Source organism: Kitasatospora sp. NPDC091207, from assembly GCF_044768625.1.
In the GTDB taxonomy this organism is placed as follows: domain Bacteria; phylum Actinomycetota; class Actinomycetes; order Streptomycetales; family Streptomycetaceae; genus Kitasatospora.
Window position 1 is genome coordinate 311,998 of sequence record NZ_JBIVVS010000003.1, and the last position, 23,940, is coordinate 335,937.

The 23,940-nt window shown below is 72.6% G+C and carries 19 protein-coding genes and 1 tRNA gene; 18 read left to right on the plus strand and 2 right to left on the minus strand.

The window, feature by feature from the left end; genetic code table 11:
• Window positions 1–308: 308 nt before the first annotated feature.
• On the plus strand, window positions 309–1,160 hold the full coding sequence (locus tag ACIQTO_RS08990; protein ID WP_402384890.1) for a fumarylacetoacetate hydrolase family protein: 852 nt from the start codon (window positions 309–311) through the stop codon (window positions 1,158–1,160).
• Window positions 1,161–1,287: 127 nt separating this feature from the next.
• Here the strand turns inward: ACIQTO_RS08990 and ACIQTO_RS08995 are convergent, their stop codons facing one another.
• The gene (locus tag ACIQTO_RS08995; protein ID WP_402384893.1) at window positions 1,288–2,022 is read right to left on the minus strand and encodes a TetR/AcrR family transcriptional regulator; all 735 of its coding nucleotides are present in this window, start codon (window positions 2,020–2,022) and stop codon (window positions 1,288–1,290) included.
• A 172-nt stretch (window positions 2,023–2,194) separates the two neighbouring features.
• On the opposite strand from ACIQTO_RS08995, the gene ACIQTO_RS09000 reads away from it, so the two are divergent.
• From ACIQTO_RS09000 to ACIQTO_RS09020, 5 genes are all read left to right on the plus strand, one after another.
• Complete coding sequence (locus ACIQTO_RS09000) at window positions 2,195–2,884, plus strand: rhomboid-like protein (RefSeq protein WP_402384895.1); 690 nt, start codon at window positions 2,195–2,197, stop codon at window positions 2,882–2,884.
• 64 nt (window positions 2,885–2,948) lie between these two features.
• Window positions 2,949–4,652 (plus strand): DUF885 domain-containing protein, encoded by a 1,704-nt coding sequence (locus tag ACIQTO_RS09005; protein WP_402384898.1) that lies wholly within the window; start codon window positions 2,949–2,951, stop codon window positions 4,650–4,652.
• Between the two features lie 378 nt (window positions 4,653–5,030).
• Window positions 5,031–6,512: an MFS transporter gene (locus ACIQTO_RS09010; RefSeq protein ID WP_402385249.1), complete on the plus strand. Its 1,482-nt coding sequence runs from the start codon at window positions 5,031–5,033 to the stop codon at window positions 6,510–6,512.
• 106 nt (window positions 6,513–6,618) lie between these two features.
• Window positions 6,619–7,545 (plus strand): carbohydrate kinase family protein, encoded by a 927-nt coding sequence (locus ACIQTO_RS09015; RefSeq protein ID WP_402384900.1) that lies wholly within the window; start codon window positions 6,619–6,621, stop codon window positions 7,543–7,545.
• Window positions 7,546–7,695: 150 nt separating this feature from the next.
• The gene (locus ACIQTO_RS09020; protein WP_402384902.1) at window positions 7,696–8,691 is read left to right on the plus strand and encodes a trypsin-like serine peptidase; all 996 of its coding nucleotides are present in this window, start codon (window positions 7,696–7,698) and stop codon (window positions 8,689–8,691) included.
• A gap of 169 nt (window positions 8,692–8,860) precedes the next feature.
• On the opposite strand, the gene ACIQTO_RS09025 is transcribed toward ACIQTO_RS09020, so the two are convergent.
• Window positions 8,861–8,932: transfer RNA gene (locus tag ACIQTO_RS09025), tRNA-Arg, on the minus strand.
• A 157-nt stretch (window positions 8,933–9,089) separates the two neighbouring features.
• Here ACIQTO_RS09025 and ACIQTO_RS09030 point away from each other — a divergent pair.
• The 12 genes from ACIQTO_RS09030 (at window position 9,090) to ACIQTO_RS09085 (ending at window position 23,925) form a co-directional block, all read left to right on the plus strand.
• Window positions 9,090–9,518: a response regulator transcription factor gene (locus tag ACIQTO_RS09030; protein WP_402384904.1), complete on the plus strand. Its 429-nt coding sequence runs from the start codon at window positions 9,090–9,092 to the stop codon at window positions 9,516–9,518.
• 73 nt (window positions 9,519–9,591) lie between these two features.
• Window positions 9,592–11,247: an arginine--tRNA ligase gene (gene argS / locus ACIQTO_RS09035; RefSeq protein WP_402384907.1), complete on the plus strand. Its 1,656-nt coding sequence runs from the start codon at window positions 9,592–9,594 to the stop codon at window positions 11,245–11,247.
• Window positions 11,248–11,334: 87 nt separating this feature from the next.
• On the plus strand, window positions 11,335–12,726 hold the full coding sequence (lysA, locus tag ACIQTO_RS09040) for a diaminopimelate decarboxylase (protein WP_402384909.1): 1,392 nt from the start codon (window positions 11,335–11,337) through the stop codon (window positions 12,724–12,726).
• A 137-nt stretch (window positions 12,727–12,863) separates the two neighbouring features.
• Window positions 12,864–14,156, plus strand: a complete 1,293-nt coding sequence (locus ACIQTO_RS09045; RefSeq protein WP_402384912.1) for a homoserine dehydrogenase — start codon at window positions 12,864–12,866, stop codon at window positions 14,154–14,156.
• 8 nt (window positions 14,157–14,164) lie between these two features.
• Window positions 14,165–15,349, plus strand: coding sequence for a threonine synthase (gene thrC, locus ACIQTO_RS09050; RefSeq protein WP_402384914.1), 1,185 nt, complete (start codon window positions 14,165–14,167; stop codon window positions 15,347–15,349).
• A gap of 338 nt (window positions 15,350–15,687) precedes the next feature.
• Entirely contained in the window at window positions 15,688–16,623 is a 936-nt protein-coding gene (thrB, locus tag ACIQTO_RS09055) for a homoserine kinase (RefSeq protein WP_402384917.1), read from the plus strand.
• Window positions 16,624–17,226: 603 nt separating this feature from the next.
• Window positions 17,227–19,335: a transcription termination factor Rho gene (gene rho / locus ACIQTO_RS09060; protein ID WP_402384920.1), complete on the plus strand. Its 2,109-nt coding sequence runs from the start codon at window positions 17,227–17,229 to the stop codon at window positions 19,333–19,335.
• Window positions 19,336–19,461: 126 nt separating this feature from the next.
• Window positions 19,462–20,607 (plus strand): LCP family protein, encoded by a 1,146-nt coding sequence (locus ACIQTO_RS09065; protein WP_402384922.1) that lies wholly within the window; start codon window positions 19,462–19,464, stop codon window positions 20,605–20,607.
• A gap of 159 nt (window positions 20,608–20,766) precedes the next feature.
• Complete coding sequence (gene rpmE, locus ACIQTO_RS09070) at window positions 20,767–20,988, plus strand: 50S ribosomal protein L31 (protein ID WP_402384925.1); 222 nt, start codon at window positions 20,767–20,769, stop codon at window positions 20,986–20,988.
• A 125-nt stretch (window positions 20,989–21,113) separates the two neighbouring features.
• Window positions 21,114–22,190: a peptide chain release factor 1 gene (prfA, locus tag ACIQTO_RS09075; protein WP_402384926.1), complete on the plus strand. Its 1,077-nt coding sequence runs from the start codon at window positions 21,114–21,116 to the stop codon at window positions 22,188–22,190.
• A gap of 60 nt (window positions 22,191–22,250) precedes the next feature.
• Complete coding sequence (gene prmC / locus ACIQTO_RS09080) at window positions 22,251–23,117, plus strand: peptide chain release factor N(5)-glutamine methyltransferase (RefSeq protein WP_402384928.1); 867 nt, start codon at window positions 22,251–22,253, stop codon at window positions 23,115–23,117.
• 160 nt (window positions 23,118–23,277) lie between these two features.
• Window positions 23,278–23,925 carry an L-threonylcarbamoyladenylate synthase gene (locus ACIQTO_RS09085; protein WP_402384931.1) on the plus strand — a complete coding sequence of 216 codons (648 nt, stop codon included), beginning with the start codon at window positions 23,278–23,280 and terminating at the stop codon, window positions 23,923–23,925.
• Window positions 23,926–23,940 lie beyond the last annotated feature (15 nt).

Sequence of the window (23,940 nt, forward strand, 5' to 3'; positions counted from 1 at the left end):
CGCGGGCCGCCGGCCTTCGTCACCGTGCCCCGGGCGAACCGCCGCTCACCCGCGCGGTCACCCCGGGCGCGGGACCGTTCGCCCACGGCGGAGCCCTGCGCCGGGCGGGCGGCCCGGCCCGGCCGGGGCTGTCAACCGTACGGGCGCCCGATTCGGTGCCGTCCCCGCTTGTGGGAATTGATAGGAATTCGCCGACCTGTGCTGTCTGGTTCGCGGGCGGCAGACGTTGATATACCTCGCAACAAGAGTCCGGTGCGGTGTGTGCGGCCGCCCCGGCGAGCTGAGACGAAAGTGGTGGTGACGCTCAGATGAAGCTCCTCCGTGTCGGACCACCGGGCGCCGAGCGCCCGATCGCGCTGGGCCAGGACGGCACCGCGTACGACCTCTCCGGCCGGGCCCGGGACATCGACGGCGCCTTCCTGGCCGGGCTCGACCCGGCCGCGCTGGCCCGCGACGCGGCCGCCGGCCTGCTGCCGGTGACCGACATCGCCGGACAGCGGGTCGGCGCTCCGGTCGTCCGGCCGGGCAAGGTGGTCGGGATCGGGCTCAACTACCGGGACCACGCCGCCGAGGCCGGCGCGGCGATCCCGGACGAGCCGGTGATCTTCCTCAAGCCCAGCAACACCGTGGTCGGCCCGTACGACGAGGTGCTGGTGCCCCGTGGCGGCGAGAAGACCGACTACGAGGCCGAGCTGGCGATCGTGATCGGCCGCACCGCCCGGTACCTGGAGGGCCACCGGGAGGCGGCCGGGGTCATCGCCGGCTACACGATCGCCAACGACGTCACCGAGCGGGCCTTCCAGCTGGAGCGCGGCGGCCAGTGGGACAAGGGCAAGTCGGCGGAGACCTTCACCCCGCTCGGCCCCTGGCTGGTCACCGCCGACGAGGTGGCCGACCCGCAGGGGCTCGGGCTGCGGCTCTGGGTCAACGGTGAGCAGCGGCAGGACGGCTCCACCGCGCAGATGATCTTCCCGGTGTTGGAGATCGTCCGCTACGTCAGCCAGTTCCTGGTGCTGGAGCCGGGCGACGTGATCGTCACCGGCACTCCGGCCGGCGTCACCCTGGGCCACCCGGGCACCCCGTTCCTGATCCCGGGGGACGTCGTGGAGATCGAGATCGACGGGCTGGGCCGCCAGCGCCAGGTGCTCGGCAAGGCCTGACGCCCGGGCCCGCCCCGACCCCGGGCACGGGGGTCGGGTCGGGGTCGCGCGGGCGGGCCCGGCCCCGGCCGGCCACCGGGCGCCGCGACCACCGGGCAGCGCGCCGCATCCGCCGCGCCCCCGCGCCTCAGCCGGTGAGCACCTCCCGCAGCCGGGCGGCCCGCGGAGCGTCCGGCCCCTCCAGCGCCAGCAGCGCGCTCAGCACCCGCGCCGTCTGCGGATCGTGCAGCGCCGTCGCCGCGGCCATCGCCATGAACTGGTCCACCAGCCACTCCCGCAGCTCACCCACCGGCAGCGCGCGGCCCTCGTCCAGCCAGCTCAGCGAGGTGCCCTCGACCACCGCGATCCACGAGCGCACCAGCAGCGTCAGCCGCGGCCCGGCCTCGCGGACGCCGAGGTGGCGCAGGGTCCGCTTGAGCGCCGCCCGCCGGACGTCGTCCACGATCGCCGAGGTGCGCTGGGTCTCCACCACCGAGCCGCCGCGCAGCAGGGCCGAGTACCCGGCGTCGTGCTCGGCCACGAAGGCGAAGTAGCTCTCCAGGACGGAGGACAGCTGCTCGGTCGGGCTGCCGGCCAGCGGCACGGTGAACCGGCTGGTCAGCTCCTGTGCCGCGGTGCGCAGCGCGGCCTCGTACAACTGCTGCTTGCCGCCCGCGAAGTACCGGTACACCAGGGGGCGGGAGGCCCCGGCGGCCTCCGCCACGTCGTCCAGGCTCACCTCGTCGGGTGGCCGGGAGGCGAACAGCTCCAGCGCCACCGCGATCAGCTGCTCCCGGCGCTGCTGGACCGGCAGCCGCCGGTACCCGCTACGCCGCGGACGGGCCTCGGGGGAGGGTGGGACGGGCGCTGAGCTGGCTTCCATGGCGGCCAGCGTAATGGGCGCCGGTCCGATCGGATCCTTGCCTGCACCGATCTTCCCGAACGGATGTTTGCGGTCGGGCCGGCCCGCCACCGGCGGGTCGGAGCGGTCCCGCGGCCGGCCGGCCGCCGAGGATGGGACGGATCGTCTCCGCCGCTTCGAGGAGGGCCGCCGGATGGCGCGGGCAGAGCAGTGGACGGCCGCCGTGCGCCGGGTGCCGGGGGCGGTCCTGAGGTGGATCCGGTCGGCGCCCGGGACGTACGTGTGGCTGCTGGTCCTGGCGGTCACCAGCTTCGTGGTGGCGCGGATGAACCCGGCGAACCTGGACTGGTTCCTGGCCGCCCGCTCGACCAATCTGGACAACCTGCGCTCGGACCCGCTGCACGTCCTGGTGGCCAGCGCGCTCTGGACGGAGCAGTCGAGCTTTCTCCTCTACTTCGTGCTGTTCAGCCTCTTCCACGCCAATGCCGAGCGCTGGATCGGGACGCTGCGCTGGTTCACGGTGGCCGCCACCGCGCACGTGCTGGCCACCTTGGTCAGCGAGGGGGTGGTCGCCCGCGGCATCCTGCACGGCCGGCTGCAGGAGAGCCTGGCCGGCACGGTGGACGTCGGGGTCTCGTACGCGCTGGCCGGGGTGGTCGCCGTGCTGACGTACCGGTTCGCCGGCCACTGGCGCCTGCTGTACGGGGGCGGGGTGCTGGTCTTCTACCTGGTACCGCTGATCACTTCGCACACCTTCACGGACCTCGGACACTTCTGCTCGGTGCTGATCGGCCTCGGCTTCTTCCGGTTCGCCCGTGGCCGGCCCACCTGGGACCCGGCCCTGCTGTTCAGGCGCCGACGGGAGCACCGGGCGGGTGCTTGAAATGGCCGGTCCATGCCACAGGGTAGGGGCTTGCAATCGGCCCGGGCCGCGAAATGATGTCCGGATGGTTGAAGAACTGATCAGCTCCGGCGGCACCACCCCGCGCCGTATTGCCGACGACTATGTGCAGGCCCTGGCCGAGCTCGACCCGCTGACCGCGGTGTACCTGGGGCTCAACCTCGACGACGACCGCCTCCCCGACCTCTCCCCGGCCGGTGACGAGGCGTTCGCCGAGCTCGGCCGCCGCACGCTCGCCCGGCTCGCGGACGCGGAGCGGGCCGGAGCCGCCGAGGACGAGGCCGAGCGCCGCTGCGCCCGGCTGCTGCGCGAGCGGCTCACCGCCGGGCTCGCCGTCCACGACGCGGGGGAGGGCTACCGCGCGGTTCGCAACCTGGCCTCGCCGGTCCACAACGTGCGTGACGTCTTCACCCTGATGCCCGCCGACACCGAGCAGGAGTGGGGGGTGATCGGCCGCCGGCTGGCCCGGGTGCCCGTCGCGCTGGAGCAGTACCGGGAGACCCTCGCCGCGGGCGTCGAGCGCGGCCTGCTCTCCGGCCCCCGCCAGGTGTCCACCATGGTCGAGCAGTTCGGCGAGTGGCTGGAGGGGGACGCGGCCGGCTGGTTCGGGGTGTTCGTCCAGCAGGCCCCCGAGGGCCTGCGGGCCGGCCTGGCCGGGCCCGCCGCGGCCGCCGCCGAGGCGGTGGCCGGCCTGCGCGACTGGCTGCGCGACGTCTACGGCCCGGCCGCCGCCGGCACCCCCGACACCACCGGGCGCGAGCGCTACGGCCGCTTCGTGCGCTACTGGACCGGCGCCGACCTCGACCTGGACGAGGCGTACGGCTGGGCCTGGCAGGAGTTCCACGGCCTGCTCGCCGAGATGGAGGCGGAGGCGGAGAAGGTGCTGCCCGGCTCCACGCCGATGGAGGCGATGAAGTGGCTGGAAACCGACGGCCCCGCCGTCGAGGGCGCCGAGGCCACCCGTGAGTACCTCCAGGGCCTGATGGACGGGGCGATCCGCGACCTCCAGGGCACCCACTTCGACCTGGCCGAGCCGGTCACCCGGGTCGAGTCGAGGATCGCCCCGGCCGGCAGCGCCGCCGCGCCGTACTACACCTCGCCCTCGCTGGACTTCAGCCGCCCGGGACGGACCTGGCTGCCGACCATCGGCCGGGAGCGCTTCCCGGTCTGGGACCTCGTCTCCACCTGGTACCACGAGGGCGTTCCCGGCCACCACCTCCAGCTGGCGCAGTGGAACTACGTCTCCGACCGGCTCTCCACCTACCAGGTGAGCATCGGCGGGGTGAGCGCCAACCTGGAGGGCTGGGCGCTGTACGCCGAGCGCCTGATGGACGAGCTCGGCTACCTCACCGACCCGGGCCACCGGCTCGGCTACCTCAACGCCCAGATGATGCGCGCGCTGCGGGTGATCGTCGACATCGGCATGCACGCCGGGCTGGACTTCCCCGCCGACTCCCCGTACCGGCCGGGCGAGCCCGTCCTGCCGGACGCCGCGCGGGAGTTCTTCGGCCGGTACTGCGGGCTGTCGGCGGAGGTCCTGGACAGCGAGCTGGTCCGCTACCTGGGCATGCCCGGCCAGGCGATCGGCTACAAGCTGGGCGAGCGGGCCTGGCTGCGCGGCCGGGCGGCGGCCCGGGCGGCGCACGAGGCGCGCGGCGAGGAGTTCGACCTCAAGGCCTGGCACATGGCGGCGCTCTCGCAGGGCTCGTTGGGCCTGGACGACCTGGTCGCGGAGCTGGCCGCGCTGTAGGCCCTGTCCGGCACGACATGGCACAGCACGGCCCTGTCCGGCCCTGTCCGGCACGGCACGGCACGGCGTCGGCCGGCGGCAGCACGGCGGCCCCCGGGTGGCGGGGACACCCGGGGGCCCGCGCGGCCGGCCTCCGCTGCCCGGGCGGGCCTGGTCCCGTGGTCCCGGGCCGGTGGTTCATTGGTCCCAATTCGTACGATTTGGTGAGCTTTTTCCTTGCCATTCGCCGCGCGGCGAGTTTGGCTTGAAGGCGACTGCGCGACCTCTCCGAATCCCCTGCGGAAGGCTCCCCCAGTGTCTGCCCAACCTGCCACCGGTCATAGGGCGGCGGACAGTCGCCGCTGGTGGGCATTGGCGGTCATCGCCATCGCCCAGCTGATGATCGTCCTCGACATCACCATCGTGAACATCGCCCTGCCCTCGGCCCAGAAGGACCTCGGGATCTCCGACGCCAACCGGCAGTGGGTGATCACCGCCTACACGCTGGCCTTCGGTGGCCTGCTGCTCCTCGGCGGCCGGCTGGGCGACCTCTTCGGCCGCAAACGCGTCTTCATCATCGGCCTGCTCGGGTTCGCCCTCGCCTCCGCTATCGGCGGCGGGGCCACCGGGGCGCCGATGCTCTTCGCGGCCCGTGCCCTCCAGGGCGCCTTCGGCGCACTTCTCGCCCCGTCGGCGCTGGGTCTGCTCTCCACCACCTTCAGTGATCCACGGGAACGCAGTACGGCGTTCGGCGTCTTCGGTGCGATCGCCGGCGGCGGCGCCGCGATCGGCCTGCTCCTGGGCGGCCTGCTGACCGAGTACCTGAACTGGCGCTGGTGCCTGTTCGTGAACACCCCGATCGCCATCGCGACGGCCTTCGCCGCCTTCTCCATCCTGACCTCGGACCACGTCGCCAAGGGTCGCCGGGTCAAACTCGACCTGCCCGGCGCGTTCCTGGGCTGCGGCGGCCTGCTCGCCATCGTCTTCGGTACGAGCGAGGCGGTCAGCCGGGGCTGGGTGGACTGGCTGGTGCTGGGTTCGCTGGTGCTCGGCGCGCTCCTGCTGGTGGTCTTCGTCATGGTGGAGCGGCGCACCGCGCACGCGCTGCTGCCGCTGCACATCGTCGGCGAGCGCAACCGCGGCGGTGCCGCGCTCTCGGTCGGCCTGGCCATGGTCGGCATGTTCGGCCTGTTCCTCTTCCTCACCTACTACCTGCAGGTGATCAAACACTTCTCGCCGGTGATGTCCGGTGTCTCCTTCCTGCCGATGACGGCCGCCATCGTGATCAGTTCGACCGGCTTCGCGGCCCGGTTGATGACGAGGGTGCCGTCGCGCAATCTGATCGTGCCCGGGCTGCTGCTCGCCGGAGCCGCGATGGCCTGGCTGACCCAGATGAAGGTGGACAGCCCCTGGGCCGGCATGGTGCTCCCGGCCGAGCTGCTGCTCGGTTTCGGGATGGGCCTGGTGTTCATGCCGGCGATGAGCCTGGCCACCCTGGGGGTCGCCCGGAACGAGGCCGGCGCCGCGTCGGCCACCATCAACTCGGCCCAGCAGGTGGGCGGTTCCGTCGGTACGGCGCTGCTGAACACCATCGCGGCCAGTGCCACCGCCACGTATCTGGCCACCCGGATCGCCGGCAACCCCCAGGTGCAGGCCCAGGGCGCGGTGCACGGGTACGTGGTCGCGACCTGGGTGGCGATGGGCATCCTGCTGACGGCGGCGCTGATCGCCTTCCTGATGATCAACCACCGTCCGGCGCCCGGCGAGGCCACCGGGGAGGCCGTGCCCGGGGCCGCGTCGGCCGAGGCGGGTGCGGCGAAGGCGGGTGCGCCGGCCAAGGCGGGGGCGGTGACGCCGGGGCAGCGGCAACGCGCCTCCTGACCCACCTCCCGCCGGCATCTCCTGAAACTTGCCGCAAGGTCTTGCAGTCACCCTCCGGCGCCTGCTTGACTCCTGGCCACCACCAGGGAGTCAAGGAGGCGCCGCCGTGTCGGAGTCCGAGTCGTCCGGCCCGGCCGGGCCCGCGTTCGACCTGCTCGTGGTCGGCGGGGCCGGCGTCGACACCATCGTCCGGGTCGACCGGCTGGAGGTCCCGGACGCCGACTCGCAGTACGTGGGGCCGGTCCGCGACTACGTCGCCCACACCGGCAACGGCGTCGCCCTCGGCGCCCACCACCTCGGCCTGCGTACGGCCTTCCTGGACTACCTCGGGGACGATCCGCAGGCCGAGCTGATCCTCGCCGAGTACGCCCGGGTGGGCCTGCCGTTCGCGCACCTGGTCTCGCCGCACGGCACCCCGCGCGCGGTCAACCTGGTCGACGCCGCCGGCCGCCGGTTCTCCTTCTTCGACGGCCGCCACCCCGCCGACCTGCGCCTGCCCCGCGCCTTCTACCTGCCGTACGTGGAGCGCAGCCGGCACGTGCACCTCTCCATCACCAGCCACAACCGCGACATGTACCCGGACCTGCACCGGCTCGGCCGCACCAGTTCCACCGATCTGCACGACTGGGACGGCCGGGACCCCCATCACCGGGACTACGCGCTCGGCTCCGACCTGGTCTTCCTCTCGGTGGCCGGCTGCCGGGGCCGTCACGCGGAGGTGATGGGCGCGATCCTCGCCGAGGGCCGGGCCACCGCCGTGATCGCCACGGCGGGCGCCGAGGGCTGCTACCTGCTGACCCGGGACGCCCCGCTCCGGCGGCTGCCCGCCGTCGACCCGGGCCACCCGGTCGTCGACACCAACGGCGCCGGCGACGCCTTCGTCACCGGGTTCCTCTACGCCTGGTTCCGCGGCCGCCCGCCGGTGGACTGTGCCCGCGCGGGCTCGGTGGCCGGGGCGTTCGCCTGCACCGAGGCGGGGACGCACACCGCGTTCGTCGGCCCGGGGGACCTGGCCGCGGTCCTGGCGGGCTGACCGCACCGGCCCGGAGGCCCGGTGCGGTGGCGGGCCGCTCTACGGCGGATTTCTCATCCAGCTCCCAGCCGGGCATCACAGCCCTCCCAGCTCCCTGGGCCATAGTCGGACCGTACTCGCACCGACACCCAGGTCAGGAGCCGACCAGGTATGGGCCAGCACCGCCGCCGATCGCCCCGCCGCCGTTTTCTGGCCCCCACCCTCTTCACCACGCTCTCGGCGCTCACCGTGGTGGCCGTCGTCGCGGGCACGCACAGCGTGACCTCGGTGGCGACGGCGGTGGGCAGCCCGTCGGTGACCGCCCCGGCGTCCGCCGCGCCGTCCGCCGCCGCTTCGTCGCCGCCGGAGTCCGCGGTCCAGGTGGCGGGCGGCGCCACCGACACCCCGGTTCCGGCCGCCACCGAGGCTGCCACGGATCCGGCCACCGCGACCGACAGCGCCACCGCGACGGCCACCCCGACCGCCACCGCGACGGCCGCCCCGACCGCCACGGCCCCGCTCGGCACCACGGCGGTGGCCCCGGCCACGCCCGAATCCGCCACCGTGGGCGCCCTGTTCAGCGGCGCGGTCGCGGCGGGCAACCACTTCTGCACCGCGAGCGTGCTGCACAGCCCGACCGGCAACCTGCTGCTCACCGCCGCCCACTGCCTGAGCGGCACCGACGGCGTCACCTTCGCCCCCGGCTACCGGGACGGCACCGCCCCCTACGGCACCTGGCGGGTCACCGCGATCCACACCGCCGCCGGCTGGTCCCAGGACGGCGACCAGGACGAGGACTTCGCCATCCTGGAGACCGCCCCCAGCGGCGGCCGCCGGATCGAGGACGTGGTCGGCGCCAACCAGTTGGGCACCGACGAGCCCTTCGGCGTCACCGTCCGCCTCTACGGCTACCCCAGCGGCACCGAGGCCCCGATCCTGTGCGCCAACACCACCGGCCGCCGGAGCGCCTACCAGCGCGTCGTCGACTGCCCGGACTACCCCGGGGGCACCAGCGGCGGGCCCTGGATCAGCACCGTCACCGGGCACGTGGTCGGCACCATCGGCGGCTACCAGGAGGGCGGCGACAGTCCCGACACCTCCTACAGCGCCTACTTCGACCACACCATCGCGGCCCTCTACAAGGAGGCGGTGGCGTCGGCCTCCTGAGCGGGGGTCGGGCACCGGTTCGACCGGCGTTCCGCCGCGCGCGGGGCGCCCCGTCGACGGTCCGGCCCACCGGTCCGCCCGGTCGGCCAGGTTCGCCGCCGACATGACGAAGGCCCAGATCCGTGGATGAACTCCACTGATCTGGGCCTGTCTTGCACTTCTCGCGAAGTGCCCCCGGCAGGATTCGAACCTGCGCACCCGCCTCCGGAGGGCGGTGCTCTATCCCCTGAGCTACGGGGGCCTACTTGGTGCTGTCGTCGCGTTCGCTTCGACGTGGAGAACATTACCAGGCCCGGGGCGTGCTCCGTGCACGGGTTTCCGGGAGCTGCCCGGCGGCGGGGGAGCGGAAGTGCGGAAAGGCCGGACGCGGCGGCGGGCGCGCCGATACCCTCGGTGAGGTGTCGGGAGTGTCCGGGCGGGTCCTCGTGGTGGACGACAGCGAGGTGATCCGCCAGCTGATCAGGGTCAACCTGGAGCTCGAGGGCTTCGAGGTGGTGACCGCCGCCGACGGCGCCGAGTGCCTGGAGGTGGTCCGCCGGGTGCGGCCGGACGTGGTGACGCTGGACGTCATGATGCCGAGGCTGGACGGTCTGCGGACGGCGGCCCGGCTGCGGGCGGCGCCGGGGACGAGCGGGTTGCCGATCGCGATCGTCAGCGCCTGCACGCCGGCCGACCTGGATCTCGGGGAGACGGTCGGAGTGGACGGGTACCTGGGCAAGCCCTTCGACCCGGCGGACCTGGTGGCGCTGGTGTGGCGGCTGATGGCCCGGGCGGCGGGGCCCGACAGGTTTCGCCCTGAGCGAACAGAGCGGACGGATCGCGGCTGAGCACGGCGCGCGGGCGTCTCAACGGGCAAACCGGGTGGCGAGCGGGTACCCCGTCTCGCCTACGCTTGGCGTCGTGACCCCCGCAGAGCTTTCCCAGGCAGTCCAGGCCGCAGTGAGCGCCGCCGTCGAGGCGGGCGAGCTGGCCGTCGCCGTGCCCGAGCACGTGACGGTCGAGCGACCCAAGAACAGGGACCACGGCGACTACGCGACCAATGTGGCCCTCCAGCTCGCGAAGCCGGCCGGCAAGCCGCCGCGCGCCGTGGCCGAGCTGGTGGCCGCCCGTCTGCGAGAGCTGCCCGGGGTCGCCAAGGTCGACATCGCCGGGCCGGGCTTCCTGAACATCACCTTCGACGCCGCCACCCAGGGTGAGCTGGCACGCGGCATCGTCGAGGCGGGCGAGGCCTACGGCCGCAACGAGGCGCTCAAGGGCCTGCGGATCAACCTGGAGTTCGTCTCCGCCAACCCGACCGGCCCGATCCACATCGGCGGCGTCCGCTGGGCGGCCGTCGGCGACTCGCTGGCGCGCGTGCTGCGGGCCTCCGGGGCCGACGTCACCACCGAGTACTACCTGAACGACGCCGGTGTGCAGATCTCCAAGTTCGCCGGCTCGCTGAAGGCCGCCGCGAACGGGCAGCCCGTCCCGGCCGACGGCTACGTCGGCGAGTACATCGCCGACATCGCCAAGGCGATCGTGGACGGCGTCCCGGGCGTGCTCGACCTGCCCGAGGGCGAGCAGCTGGAGACCTTCCGCACCGAGGGCCTCAAGCTCATGGTGGCCGAGATCCAGCGCTCGATGGAGGAGTTCGGCACCCACTTCGACGTCTGGTTCTCGGAGAAGTCGCTCCACGACTCCGGCGCCGTCGAGAAGGCCATCGAGCGGCTGCGCGAGCAGGGTCACGTCTTCGACCAGGACGGCGCGATCTGGCTGCGCACCACCGACTTCGGTGACGACAAGGACCGCGTCCTGATCAAGGCGGACGGCGAGACCACCTACTTCGCCGCCGACGCCGCCTACTACCTCTCCAAGCGGGACCGCGGTTCCGAGGTCTCGGTCTACATGCTGGGCGCGGACCACCACGGTTACGTCAACCGCCTCAAGGCCATCGCGGCCTGCGCGGGCGACGACATGAACCGCAACATCGAGGTCAAGATCGGCCAGTTCGTGAAGATGCTTCGCGACGGCGAAGAGGTCCGCATGTCCAAGCGGGCCGGCAACATCATCACGATCGACGACGTCGTCGACTGGATCGGGGTGGACGCCGCCCGCTACACCCTGGCGCGCTCCTCCACCGACTCCACCATCACGCTCGACATCAACGTGCTGACCAGCCAGACCAACGAGAACAAGGTCTACTACGTCCAGTACGCGCACGCCCGGATGTGCTCGGTGCAGCGCAACGCCGTCGAGAAGGGCATCGTCCGCAGCGACGATTTCAAACCGGAGCTGCTCTCCACCGAGTGGGAGTCCACGCTCCTCGGCCAGCTCGGCGAGTTCCCGCGGGTGCTGGCCTCGGCCGGCGAGCTGCGCGAGCCGCACCGGGTCGCCGTGTACCTGGAGGAGCTCGCCCGCGAGTACCACCGGTTCTACGACAACTGCCAGATCCTGCCCAAGGGCGACGAAGAGGTCACGGACCTCACGCACGCCCGGCTCTGGCTCGCCGACGCGACGCGCACGGTGATCGCCAACGGCCTCACGCTCCTGGGCGTGACGGCGCCCGAGCGGATGTAGGACCACCCCCAAGCGCACAGCGGGGGCGGCGGACGGTCAACGAGGACCGTCGCCGCCCCTCGCCATAAGCCAAGGAAGTAAGCAGAGATGAGCCGCTCCGCACACCCCGCAGGCCCCCGTCACGGCGACGTGCTGCCCGAGGGTCACTACCAGGCGCCGCCGAGCGACCTGAACGCGCTCGACCCCAAGGTCTGGTCCAGGACCGTCACCCGCGGCGCCGACGGCGTGGTCACCGTCGGTGGCCTGGACGTCAAGCGGCTCGCCGCCGAGTTCGGCACCCCGGCCTACGTCATGGACGAGGCCGACTTCCGGGCCCGGGCCCGCGCCTGGCGCGAGGCCTTCGGCGCCGGCGCGGACGTCTACTACGCGGGCAAGGCCTTCCTCTCCAAGGCGGTCGTGCGCTGGCTGCACGAGGAGGGCCTCAACCTCGACGTCTGCAGCGTCGGCGAGCTGGCCGTGGCGCTGGCCGCCGGGATGCCGCCGGAGCGGATCGCGCTGCACGGCAACAACAAGACCGTGGACGAGCTCGAACACGCGGTGAAGACCGGTGTCGGGCACATCGTGCTCGACTCCTACGAGGAGATCGAGCGGCTGGCCGCGATCGCCGGCCGCCAGGGCGTGCGCCAGCCGGTGCTGATCCGGATCACGGTCGGCGTCGAGGCGCACACCCACGAGTTCATCGCGACCGCCCACGAGGACCAGAAGTTCGGCCTCTCGTTGAACGGCGGCGCGGCGGCCGAGGCGGTCCGCCGGGTGCTCGGCCACCCCGGCCTGGAGCTGCGCGGCATCCACTCGCACATCGGTTCGCAGATCTTCGACACGGCGGGCTTCGAGGTCGCCGCCCGCCGGGTGGTCGGCCTGCTCGCCGAGATCCGTGACGAGCACGGCGTCGAGCTGCCCGAGATCGACCTCGGCGGCGGCCTCGGCATCGCGTACACCAGCGAGGACGACCCGCGCGAACCGGCCGAGATCGCCGCCGCGCTGGCCGAGATCGTCCGCCGGGAGTGCGCCGCCGCGAACCTGAGCGCCCCCCGGCTGTCGGTCGAGCCCGGCCGCGCGATCGTCGGCCCGACCGCCTTCACGCTGTACGAGGTGGGCACCGTCAAGCCGCTGGAGGGTCTGCGCACCTATGTCAGCGTGGACGGCGGCATGTCCGACAACATCCGCACCGCGCTCTACGACGCGGAGTACTCGGTGGCCCTGGTGTCGCGCGACAGCGACGCCGAGCCGATGCTGGTCCGGGTGGTCGGCAAGCACTGCGAGTCCGGCGACATCGTCGTCCGGGACGCCTTCCTGCCGGCCGACCTGGCCCCGGGCGACCTGATCGCGGTGCCCGCCACCGGCGCGTACTGCCGCTCGATGGCGAGCAACTACAACCACGCCCTGAAGCCCCCCGTGCTGGCCGTCAAGGACGGCTCGGCCCGGGTGATCGTCCGGCGTGAGACGGAGGAGGATCTTCTGCGTCTCGATATCGGATGACGAAATTCTTGTCTCAGATCATGGAACGACCGTAGATCCGTACGGAAAGTCCCGGAGACTGGTACGGACCGAAGTTCCGGCGGATCCCCGAAATACCCGCCGGAAAACCGAAGCACGAAGAATGAGAGCGGAGTCGGATGATGCGTACGCGGCCGCTGAAGGTGGCGTTGCTGGGCTGTGGTGTGGTGGGCTCCGAGGTGGCGCGCATCATGACGACAGACGCCGCCGACCTCGCCGCGCGCATCGGCGCGCCGGTCGAGCTCGCCGGCATCGCGGTCCGTCGGGCCGGGCGGGTGCGCCCGGGGGTGCCCGAGCACCTGATCACCACGGACGCCGAGGCCCTGGTCACCCGGGGCGACATCGACGTGGTGATCGAGGTGGTGGGCGGCATCGAGCCTTCCAAACACCTCATCCTGTCGGCGTTGCGCAACGGTGCCTCGGTGGTCAGCGCCAACAAGGCGCTGCTCGCCCAGGACGGCACGGAACTGCACGCCGCGGCCGCCGAGGCCGGGGTGGACCTGTACTACGAGGCCGCGGTGGCCGGCGCGATCCCGCTGGTCCGTCCGCTGCGCGAGTCTCTGGCCGGCGACAAGGTCAACCGGGTGCTCGGGATCGTCAACGGCACCACCAACTTCATCCTCGACAAGATGGACACCACCGGCGCCGGCTACTCGGAGGCGCTGGAGGAGGCCACCGCGCTCGGTTACGCCGAGGCGGACCCGACGGCCGACGTGGAGGGCTTCGACGCCGCCGCCAAGGCCGCGATCCTGGCCGGCATCGCGTTCCACACCAAGGTCACCGCGGCGGACGTCTACCGCGAGGGCCTGACCGAGGTGACCGCCGCCGACATCGCCTCCGCCAAGCAGATGGGCTGTGTCGTCAAGCTGCTGGCGATCTGCGAGCGGGCGGCCGACGGCGCGTCCGTCACCGCCCGGGTGCACCCGGCGATGATTCCGCTGTCGCACCCGCTGGCCTCCGTCCGCGAGGCGTACAACGCGGTGTTCGTGGAGGCCGAGGCGGCCGGCCGGCTGATGTTCTACGGCCCGGGCGCGGGCGGCGCGCCGACCGCCTCGGCGGTCCTCGGCGACCTGGTCGCGGTCTGTCGCAACAAGCTCGCCGGCGCCACCGGCCCCGGTGACTCGGTGTACACCCGGTTGCCGGCCAAGCCGATGGACGAGGTCATCACCCGGTACCACGTCAGCCTGGACGTGGACGACCGCGCGGGCGTGCTCGCCCAGGTGGCGTCCGTCTTCGCCGAGCACGGGGTCTCCATCGACACCGTGCGCCAGCAGGGCCGCGAGGGCGACGCCTCGCTCGTCGTGGTCACCCACCGTGCCACCGACGCCGCGCTGTCGGCGACGGTCGACAAGCTCCGCGCGCTGGACAGCGTGCGGGACGTGGCCAGCATCATGCGGGTCGAAGGGGAGTAGGAAGAGCCATGAACGACGTGATCGCCGGGCGCCCCGAGCCGAAGGGCGCGCCGGTGCCGGAAGCGACGAGCGACAAGCGGGGCACGGGCGCCGGGTCCGAGCGCCCGGCGGCGGGCGGGCGGGTCGCGGCGCGCACCCACCAGTGGCGCGGGCTGATCGAGGAGTACCGGGACCGCCTGCCGGTCAGTGACGCCACACCCGTGGTCACCCTGCTGGAGGGCGGCACGCCGCTGGTGCCCGCCCAGGTGCTCTCCGAGCGCACCGGCTGCGAGGTCTACCTCAAGGTCGAGGGTGCCAACCCCACCGGGTCCTTCAAGGACCGCGGTATGACGATGGCCATCTCCAAGGCGAAGGAGGACGGCGCCCAGGCCGTCATCTGCGCCTCCACCGGCAACACCTCGGCCTCCGCCGCCGCCTACGCGGTGCGTGCCGGGATGGTGTCGGCGGTGCTGGTGCCGCAGGGCAAGATCGCGCTCGGCAAGATGGGCCAGGCACTGGTCCACGGCGCCAAGATCCTTCAGGTGGACGGGAACTTCGACGACTGCCTCACTCTTGCGCGTGAACTGTCCGAGAAGTACCCGGTGGCGCTGGTCAACTCGGTGAACCCGGTGCGGATCGAGGGCCAGAAGACCGCCGCCTTCGAGATCGTGGACATGCTCGGTGACGCGCCGGACATCCATGTCCTGCCGGTCGGCAACGCGGGCAACATCACCGCGTACTGGAAGGGCTACCGCGAGTACGCCACGGACGGGCTGGCCGCCCGGACGCCGCGGATGTGGGGCTTCCAGGCCGCCGGTTCGGCCCCGATCGTGGACGGCGCTCCGGTGCTCAAGCCGCAGACCATCGCCACCGCGATCCGGATCGGCAACCCCGCCTCCTGGGACTTCGCGCTCGCCGCGCGGGACGAGTCGGGCGGCCTCATCGACAAGGTGACGGACCGTCAGATCCTGTCCGCCTACCGGCTGTTGGCCGCGCAGGAGGGCGTCTTCGTGGAGCCCGCCTCGGCCGCCTCGGTGGCCGGTCTGCTGGCCAAGGCGGAGGCCGGCCTGGTCGACCCGGGTCAGCGGATCGTCTGCACGGTGACCGGCAACGGCCTCAAGGACCCGGACTGGGCGGTGGCCGGCGCGCCGCAGCCGCAGGTCGTCCCGATCGACACCGAGGCCGCGGCCCAGCGCCTCGGTCTGCTCGACTGACCGGATTCCGCCCCCCGGGCCGACCCTTTCGGGGGTCGGCCCGTGTCCGTTCTCCGCTGACACTTTTGTGTCAATTCCGGCGCTCATTCCGATGCCATTCCGGCATGCATTCCGGCCAGAACCGGCAACACACCAGATCGAAGGCCCACGGGGTGTACCACTGTGGAACCTCTCTTCGATACTCTGGGTCCGGCCGTGTGGCACATGCCCCGGGTCCGACCCGTCCACGGGTCGCGCCGACGGCTGTGACCGCCCACCCCGATCGGGGCCCGCGGCCCCCTCCCACCCTCGCACCGACGCGCTTCGCGCCGCCCGATTTCCCCAGGAGAGTCCACCGCATGGCCGGTCCCGCGTTCCGTGCCGCCGCCGTCCGGGTCCGGGTTCCCGCGACCAGCGCCAACCTCGGTCCGGGCTTCGACGCCTTCGGACTCGCACTGGGTCTGTACGACGACGTGGTCGTCCGGGTCGCCGACTCCGGGCTCTCCGTCGACATCGCCGGTGAGGGCGCCGAGACGCTCGCCCGCGACGAGCGCCACCTGGTGGTCCGCGCGATGCGCGCCGCCTTCGACCGGCTCGGCGGTCAGCCGCGCGGCCTCGAAGTGGTGTGCGCCAACCGGATACCGCACGGCCGCGGCCTGGGCTCCTCGTCCGCCGCGATCTGCGCCGGCATCGTGGCCGCCCGCGCCGTCACCATCGGCGGCCCGTCCGCGCTGGACGACGACGCGCTGCTGGCCCTCGCCTCCGAGCTGGAGGGCCACCCCGACAACGTCGCGGCCTGCCTGCGCGGCAACTTCACGGTGGCCTGGACGGACGAGGAGTCGGCCAAGGCCGTCGCCCTGGAGCCGTCCGACCGGGTCGTCCCGGTGGTCTTCGTCCCGGCCACCGAGGTGCTCACCGAGACCGCCCGCGGCCTGCTGCCCCGGACCGTGCCGCTGGCCGACGCCGCCGTCAACGCGGGCCGCGCCGCGCTGATGGTCGAGGCGCTGACCCGCCGGCCCGAGCTGCTGCTCGCCGCCACCGAGGACCGGCTGCACCAGGACTACCGGGCCTCCGCGATGCCGGACAGCGCCGCGCTGGTGGGCGCGCTGCGCGCGGAGGGCATCCCCGCGGTGATCTCCGGGGCCGGTCCGACCGTCCTCGCGCTCACCGACGAGGCCGGTGCCGACAAGGTCCTGGCCTTCGCCGACGACGCAGGTCAGGGCGGTCCGGTGTTCGCCGCGCACCGGCTGGAGCTCGACCGGACCGGGGCCTCGGTGCTCCCGCTCGACGTCTGAGTGCCGGTCCGGCGGGCCCGGATCCGGGCCCGCCGGACCGGACCGTCCGGACACGATTGGCAAGCGCAAGGCTGGGGAATGTCTGAGGGGGTCGGTAGTGTTAACCTCATTGCTGCACCAGGTGCCCTCCGGGGCTCGGTGCGCCGCGTCCCGATCCCAGCACTCCGCCCAGGCGGAGTCCCGGCGATATTCGGGGCGACGATTCTCCGGGAGCCCACCGCAGCGCGTACGCAGCCTGCCTGCGCGACTTGCGGCCGCGTCCCGAAGCCGTGACGGCACCTGACTCCCACCCGCGGCCTCCCACCTTGAGGTAACGACGGGCGGAGCACGGGCCGCCGTCACGCGACGGGGGCCCGGGATTCGCAGGCAGCGTGGGGGTACCACCCGGCCAAGGCCGGCTGGGGGAGGGTCGGCACGCGACCGTCCCACCGCGCCAATCAGCACCACCGTGCTTCACGCACCGCACCTCGCAGCTCTCTCCCGACTGGCTACCGCCATCCGGGGGATCACCGCCTCGGACCGACGCAGTCGAGCGTTGGTCAGGACAGCACAACCGGTCGCCGAGCCAGACAGGCCGACGTCCGCTCCAGGGAAGGACCCTTAGTGAGCGACACCACCGATCTGATGGGCGCGCGCCCGGACGCCGAGGCGTCGGACGCAGCCGCCGCCCCCGCGGCCCCGGCCCGGCGCCGTCGCACCGCTGCCGCGGGCCTGGACGGCCTCGTCCTGGCCGAGCTGCAGAAGCTCGCCTCGACGCTCGGTATCAGCGGCACGGGACGCCTGCGCAAGAGCCAGCTGATCGAGGCCATCAAGGAGAAGAGCGGCGGGGACCCGCTGCTCGCCGCCGGTGCCGCGCCCGCCGCCGCGCCGGCCGCCAAGCGCACCGCCGCCAAGGCGGCCGCCGCCGAGCCGGCCGAGAAGCCCGCCCGCCGGACCAAGGCCGCCCAGGCCGAGGCCCCGGCCGCCGACGAGCAGGGCCAGATCGACATCCCGGTCCAGGCCGCCGCCGAGACCGCCGCGCCGGCCCGTGCCGAGCGCACCCGCCGCCGGGCCACCTCGGCCGCCGGCGCGCCGACCGCCGACGCCGTCGCCGAGGCGCCCGCCGCGGTCGTCACCGAGGCCAAGCAGGCCGAGGCCCGCCCGGCCGAGACCCGTGGCTTCGAGGGCCGCGAGGAGGGTCGCACCGAGACCCGCCGCGACCGCCGGGACCGCCGCGACCGCCGCGAGGGCGGCGAGCGCGAGGGCCGCCAGGAGGGCGGCGACGCCCAGGCCGGTCAGGACGGCGACTCGCGCGAGTCGCGCCGTGACCGCCGCAACCGCCGGGACCGTGCCGACCGCCAGGGCGGCCAGGGCCAGGGCGGCCAGGGCCAGCAGCAGGGCGGCCAGGCCGAGGCCCAGCCGAGCCGCCAGAGCGGTGGCCAGCAGGCCCAGCCGCCGGCGCAGCAGGGCGGCTACGACGACGACGAGTTCGGCGACGGCCGTCGTGGGCGCCGTGGTCGCTACCGCGACCGCCGGGGCCGCGGCACCCGCCGCGAGGGCTTCGAGGTCGGCCCCGCCGAGCCGCAGGTCGGCGACGACGATGTGCTGATCCCGGTCGCGGGCATCCTCGACATCCTCGACAACTACGCGTTCGTGCGGACCTCCGGCTACCTGCCGGGCCAGAACGACGTCTACGTCTCGCTCGCCCAGGTCCGCAAGAACGGCCTGCGCAAGGGCGACGCCATCACCGGCGCGGTGCGCCAGCCGCGCGACGGCGAGCGCCGCGAGAAGTTCAACGCCATGGTGCGGCTGGACTCCGTCAACGGCATGGACCCGGAGAGCGGCCGCGGTCGCCCCGAGTTCAACAAGCTGACCCCGCTCTACCCGCAGGACCGGCTGCGCCTGGAGACCGACCCGGGCGTGCTGACCACCCGGATCATCGACCTGGTGTCGCCGATCGGCAAGGGCCAGCGCGGTCTGATCGTCGCGCCGCCGAAGACCGGTAAGACGATGGTGCTGCAGGCGGTCGCCAACGCGATCACCCACAACAACCCCGAGTGCCACCTGATGGTCGTCCTGGTGGACGAGCGTCCGGAAGAGGTCACCGACATGCAGCGGTCGGTGAAGGGCGAGGTCATCTCCTCGACCTTCGACCGCCCGGCCGAGGACCACACCACCGTCGCCGAGCTCGCCATCGAGCGCGCCAAGCGCCTGGTGGAGCTGGGCCACGACGTGGTGATCCTGCTGGACTCGATCACCCGTCTGGGCCGCGCCTACAACCTGGCGGCGCCGGCCTCCGGCCGCATCCTGTCCGGTGGTGTCGACTCGACCGCGCTGTACCCGCCGAAGAAGTTCTTCGGCGCGGCGCGCAACATCGAGAACGGCGGCTCGCTGACGATCCTGGCCACCGCGCTGGTCGAGACCGGCTCGCGGATGGACGAGGTCATCTTCGAGGAGTTCAAGGGCACCGGCAACATGGAGCTGAAGCTCGACCGGAAGCTCTCGGACAAGCGCATCTTCCCGGCCGTCGACGTCGACGCCTCCAGCACCCGTAAGGAGGAGATCCTGCTGGGCAGCGAGGAGTTGGCCATCGTCTGGAAGCTCCGCCGGGTGCTGCACGCGCTCGACTCGCAGCAGGCGATCGAGCTGCTGCTGGACAAGATGAAGCAGACCAAGAGCAACGCCGAGTTCCTGATGCAGATCGCCAAGACGACCCCCGGGTCCGGCGACTGACCGCGATCGAACGGCTTGTGAGCACAGAACCCTGGTCCGCGCGCGCGGACCAGGGTTCTCTGCTTGTTCCAGAGTTGGGACATTTGGAGCCCTTTGGATCATGTTGTCCGATTTACTCTGGATCGTATGGCCGACCACAAGAGGGTTCCGAGCCGCCGCCGCAGGATCCTGCGCGTGGCCGCGTGTGCGTTCGCCGCGCTCGTCGTCCTCGGCGCCGGTGCGGCCGGCTACGCGTACCTCAAGCTCAACGGCAACATCAAGAGCGTCGACATCGACGCCCGGCTGGGCTCGGCCCGGCCGCCGTCCGCCACCGACGGCTCCTTCAACATCCTGGTCCTGGGCTCGGATTCGCGGGCCGGAGGGAACGGCGCCCTGGCCGGCGGGGACACCGGCGACACCGCCCGCTCGGACACCGCGATGGTGGTGCACGTCGACCAGGGCCACTCGCGGGCCGAGGTGGTCTCCATACCCCGGGACACCCTGGTCACCCGCCCCGACTGCACGGACGGCGGCGGCAAGGTCGTCCCGGGGATCAAGCGCGCGATGTTCAACAGCGCGTACGAGACCGGTGGCGCCGCGTGCGCGGTCAAGACCACCGAGCAGCTCACCGGCCTGCGGATGGACCACTACGTCGAGATCGACTTCGCCGGCTTCGCCCGGGTGGTGGACGCGCTCGGCGGGGCCACCGTGACGACCACCGTCCCCATCCACGACAAGGACAGCGGGCTGGACCTCGCGGCCGGTGAGCACCACCTCGACGGCGAGCAGGCGCTGGCCTTCGTCCGGACCCGGCACGGCGTCGGCGACGGCAGCGACCTCGGGCGGATCGAGCTGCAGAAGCAGATGGTGAAGTCGCTGCTCGGACAGGCCGGCGGGATCGGGCTGTTCGGCAACCCGGTCAAGCTCTGGTCGGTCGGCGACACCCTGACCCGCAGCGTCACCACCGACTCGGCGCTGGCCTCGGTGAACTCCCTGGTGGGGCTGGCCGAGGAACTCAAGGGGATCGGCCCGGACCAGCTCACGATGGTCACCCTGCCGGTGGTGACGGCGCCCGGCGACGCCAACCGCGTGGTCGCCCAGCAGCCCCAGGCCGACCAGCTCTGGGCGGCCCTGAAGGCCGACGCGCCGCTCCCGGGGGCGGTACTGGCGGAGCAGCCGCAGAACCCGGCCCAGACGACTCCCGCGGCCCCCACGGCCCCTCCGAAGGCCACCGCCAAGGCCACGGCGAAGGCCACGGCCGGCAGCGTGGCGAGCTCCTCCCCGAGGCGCTAGGCCCGCTCCGGCGGGCCCGCCGGAGCGGCCCGGAATATCCCGGAACGCGACCCGGTTTGGGAAGAAGCGGCCGGTCCTGGCAGACTGGTCCGTCGGTCCCGGTTCACGTGCGGCATTCAAGCCGCCGACCCGGTGCCCTCCCGAACCTAGGAGAACCCCTTGAAGCCCAACGTTCACCCCGAGTACGTGGTCACCCGTGTGACCTGCACCTGCGGCAGCGAGTTCACGACCCGCTCGACCGAGACCAGTGGCGAGATCCGCGCCGAGGTCTGCTCGCAGTGCCACCCGTTCTACACCGGCAAGCAGAAGATCCTCGACACCGGTGGCCGCGTGGCCCGCTTCGAGGCCCGCTTCGGCAAGTCGCACAGCGCGAAGGCCTAGCGCTCCCTCGGCGCCGGTTTCCGGTGCCCCCGTACTCGTTCCGGGGGCGCTGGAGACCGGCGCCGTTCGCGTCCCACGGCGCATCCGCGCCATCTCCACCGGATCTCAGGGAAGAAGGCCCCTTCATGTTCGAGGCAGTCGAAGAGCTCCTCGTCGAGCACGCCGCCCTCGAAACGAGGCTGGCCGACCCGTCCGTCCACGCCGACCAGGCCAACGCGCGCAAGCTCGCCAAGCGGTACGCCGAGCTGACCCCGATCACCCGGGTCTACCGCGCCTGGAAGCAGGCCGGCGAGGACATCGAGGCCGCGCGCGAACTCGCCGCGGAAGAGCCGGAGTTCCTCGCCGAGGTGAAGGACTCCGAGGCCCGCCGCGAGGAGCTGACCGAGGAGCTGCGGCTGCTGCTCGTGCCGCGCGACCCCAATGACGACAAGGACGTCATCCTGGAGATCAAGGCGGGTGAGGGCGGCGAGGAGTCGGCGCTGTTCGCCGGCGACCTGCTCCGGATGTACCTGCGCTTCGCCGAGCGGATCGGCTGGAAGACCGAGCTCATCGACGCCAACGAGTCCGACCTCGGCGGCTACAAGGACGTCTCGGTGGCCGTGAAGACCAGGGGCAGCACCGAGCCCGGCCAGGGCGTCTGGGCCAAGCTGAAGTACGAGGGTGGCGTCCACCGGGTGCAGCGCGTCCCCGCCACCGAGTCGCAGGGCCGCATCCACACCTCCGCGGCGGGCGTGCTGGTCACCCCCGAGGCGGAGGAGGTCGAGGTCGAGATCGTCGCCAACGACCTGCGGATCGACGTCTACCGCTCGTCCGGCCCCGGCGGCCAGTCGGTCAACACCACCGACTCCGCGGTCCGGATCACCCACCTCCCGACCGGTATCGTGGCCTCCTGCCAGAACGAGAAGAGCCAGCTGCAGAACAAGGAGCAGGCGATGCGCATCCTGCGTTCGCGGCTGCTGGCCGCCGCGCAGGAGGAGGCCGAGCGGGAGGCCTCGGACGCGCGTCGCAGCCAGGTCCGCACGGTGGACCGCTCCGAGCGGATCCGCACGTACAACTACCCCGAGAACCGCATCTCGGACCACCGCACGGGCTTCAAGTCCTACAACCTGGACCAGGTCCTGGACGGTGAGCTGAACGCGGTGATCCAGTCCTGCGTGGACACGGACGCCGCGGCCAAGCTCGCCGCGGCCCAGCAGAACTGACACCGGCGTCCGGGCCCGAATGCACCAGAGAAGCCGCCGCGCAGAAACAAGAGGTCGTTCGTGAACCTGCTGCTTGCCGAGGTGGCCCAGGCCACCCAGCGGTTGGCCGCGGCCGGCGTGCCGTCGCCGCGCTTCGACGCGGAGGAGCTCGCCGCACACGTCCACCACGTGAAGCGCAGCCAGCTGCACACGGTCAAGGACGCGGACTTCGACGCCCGGTACTGGGAGGCGGTCTCCCGCCGTGAGGCGCGGGAACCGCTGCAGCACATCACCGGCCGCGCGTTCTTCCGCTACCTGGAGCTGGAGGTCGGCCCGGGGGTCTTCGTGCCCCGCCCGGAGACCGAGTCGGTCGTGGAGTGGGCCATAGACGCCGTCCGCGACATGGACGTCGCCGAGCCGCTGGTGGTCGACCTCTGCTCCGGCTCGGGGGCCATCGCGCTCGCCCTCGCCCAGGAGCTGCCGCGCTCCACCGTGCACGCCTTCGAGCTGGACGAGGGCGCGCTGCACTACACCCGGCGCAACATCGAGGCCAGCTCCGACCGGGCCCGGGTCACCCTGCACGCGGGTGACGCCACCAGGGCCTTCGAGGACGACCGCTCCTGGGACGGCCGCTTCGACCTGGTGATCTCCAACCCGCCGTACATCCCGCTCACCGAGTGGGAGTACGTCGCCCCCGAGGCCCGCGACCACGACCCGCAGATGTCGCTGTTCTCCGGCGAGGACGGGCTGGACACCATCCGCGGCATCGAGCGGGTGGCCGCGCGGCTGCTGCGCCCGGGCGGCGCGGTGGTGATCGAGCACGCCGACCAGCAGGGCGGCCAGGTGCCGTGGATCTTCAACGAGGAACGTGGCTGGACGGACACCGCCGACCACCGTGACCTCAACAACCGGCCTCGCTTCACGACCGCCCGCAGGGCGTCGTTGTGAACGACCGGCACAGTACGACCGCCCGCAGGGCGTCGTTGTGAACGACAAGCACAGCACGACGGCCCGCAGGGCGTCGTCGTGAGCGCCCGGTGCAGCACCACCGGGCGTGAGGCCGTGCTGTGAACGCCGTCATGAGTCATCTCGGAAGGGGACCGCACCGATGAGCCGCCGCTACGACTGTGCCGATGCCGGGGACCGCGCCACCGGTCTGCGCGAGGCCGCTTCGGCCATCCGCCGCGGCGAAATCGTCGTGTTGCCCACCGACACCCTGTACGGGGTCGGTGCCGACGCCTTCTCCCCGGAGGCCGTCGCCGCGCTGCTGGCCGCCAAGGGCCGGGGCCGCAACATGCCCTCGCCCGTCCTGGTGGGTTCGCCGACCACCCTGCACGGCCTCGTCACGGACTTCTCCGAGCAGGCCTGGGAGCTCGTCGACGCCTTCTGGCCGGGCGGGCTCACCCTGGTCGCCAGGCACCAGCCGTCGCTGCGCTGGGACCTCGGCGAGACCCGCGGCACGGTCGCCGTCCGGATGCCGCTGCACCCGGTCGCGATCGAGCTGCTGAACACCACCGGCCCGCTCGCCGTCTCCAGCGCCAACCTGACCGGCGGCCCGTCCCCGTCCACCTGTGACGAGGCCCAGCAGCAGCTCGGCGACGCCATCTCCGTCTACCTGGACGGCGGCCGGGCCGATCACGCCACCGCCTCCTCCATCGTCGACGTCACGGGCAAGGTCCCGGTCCTGCTGCGGGCCGGCGCGATCAGCGCCGAGCAGCTGAGGGAGGTCGTCCCCGACCTGGAGGCCGGCAGTTGACGACCGCCTCCCTCC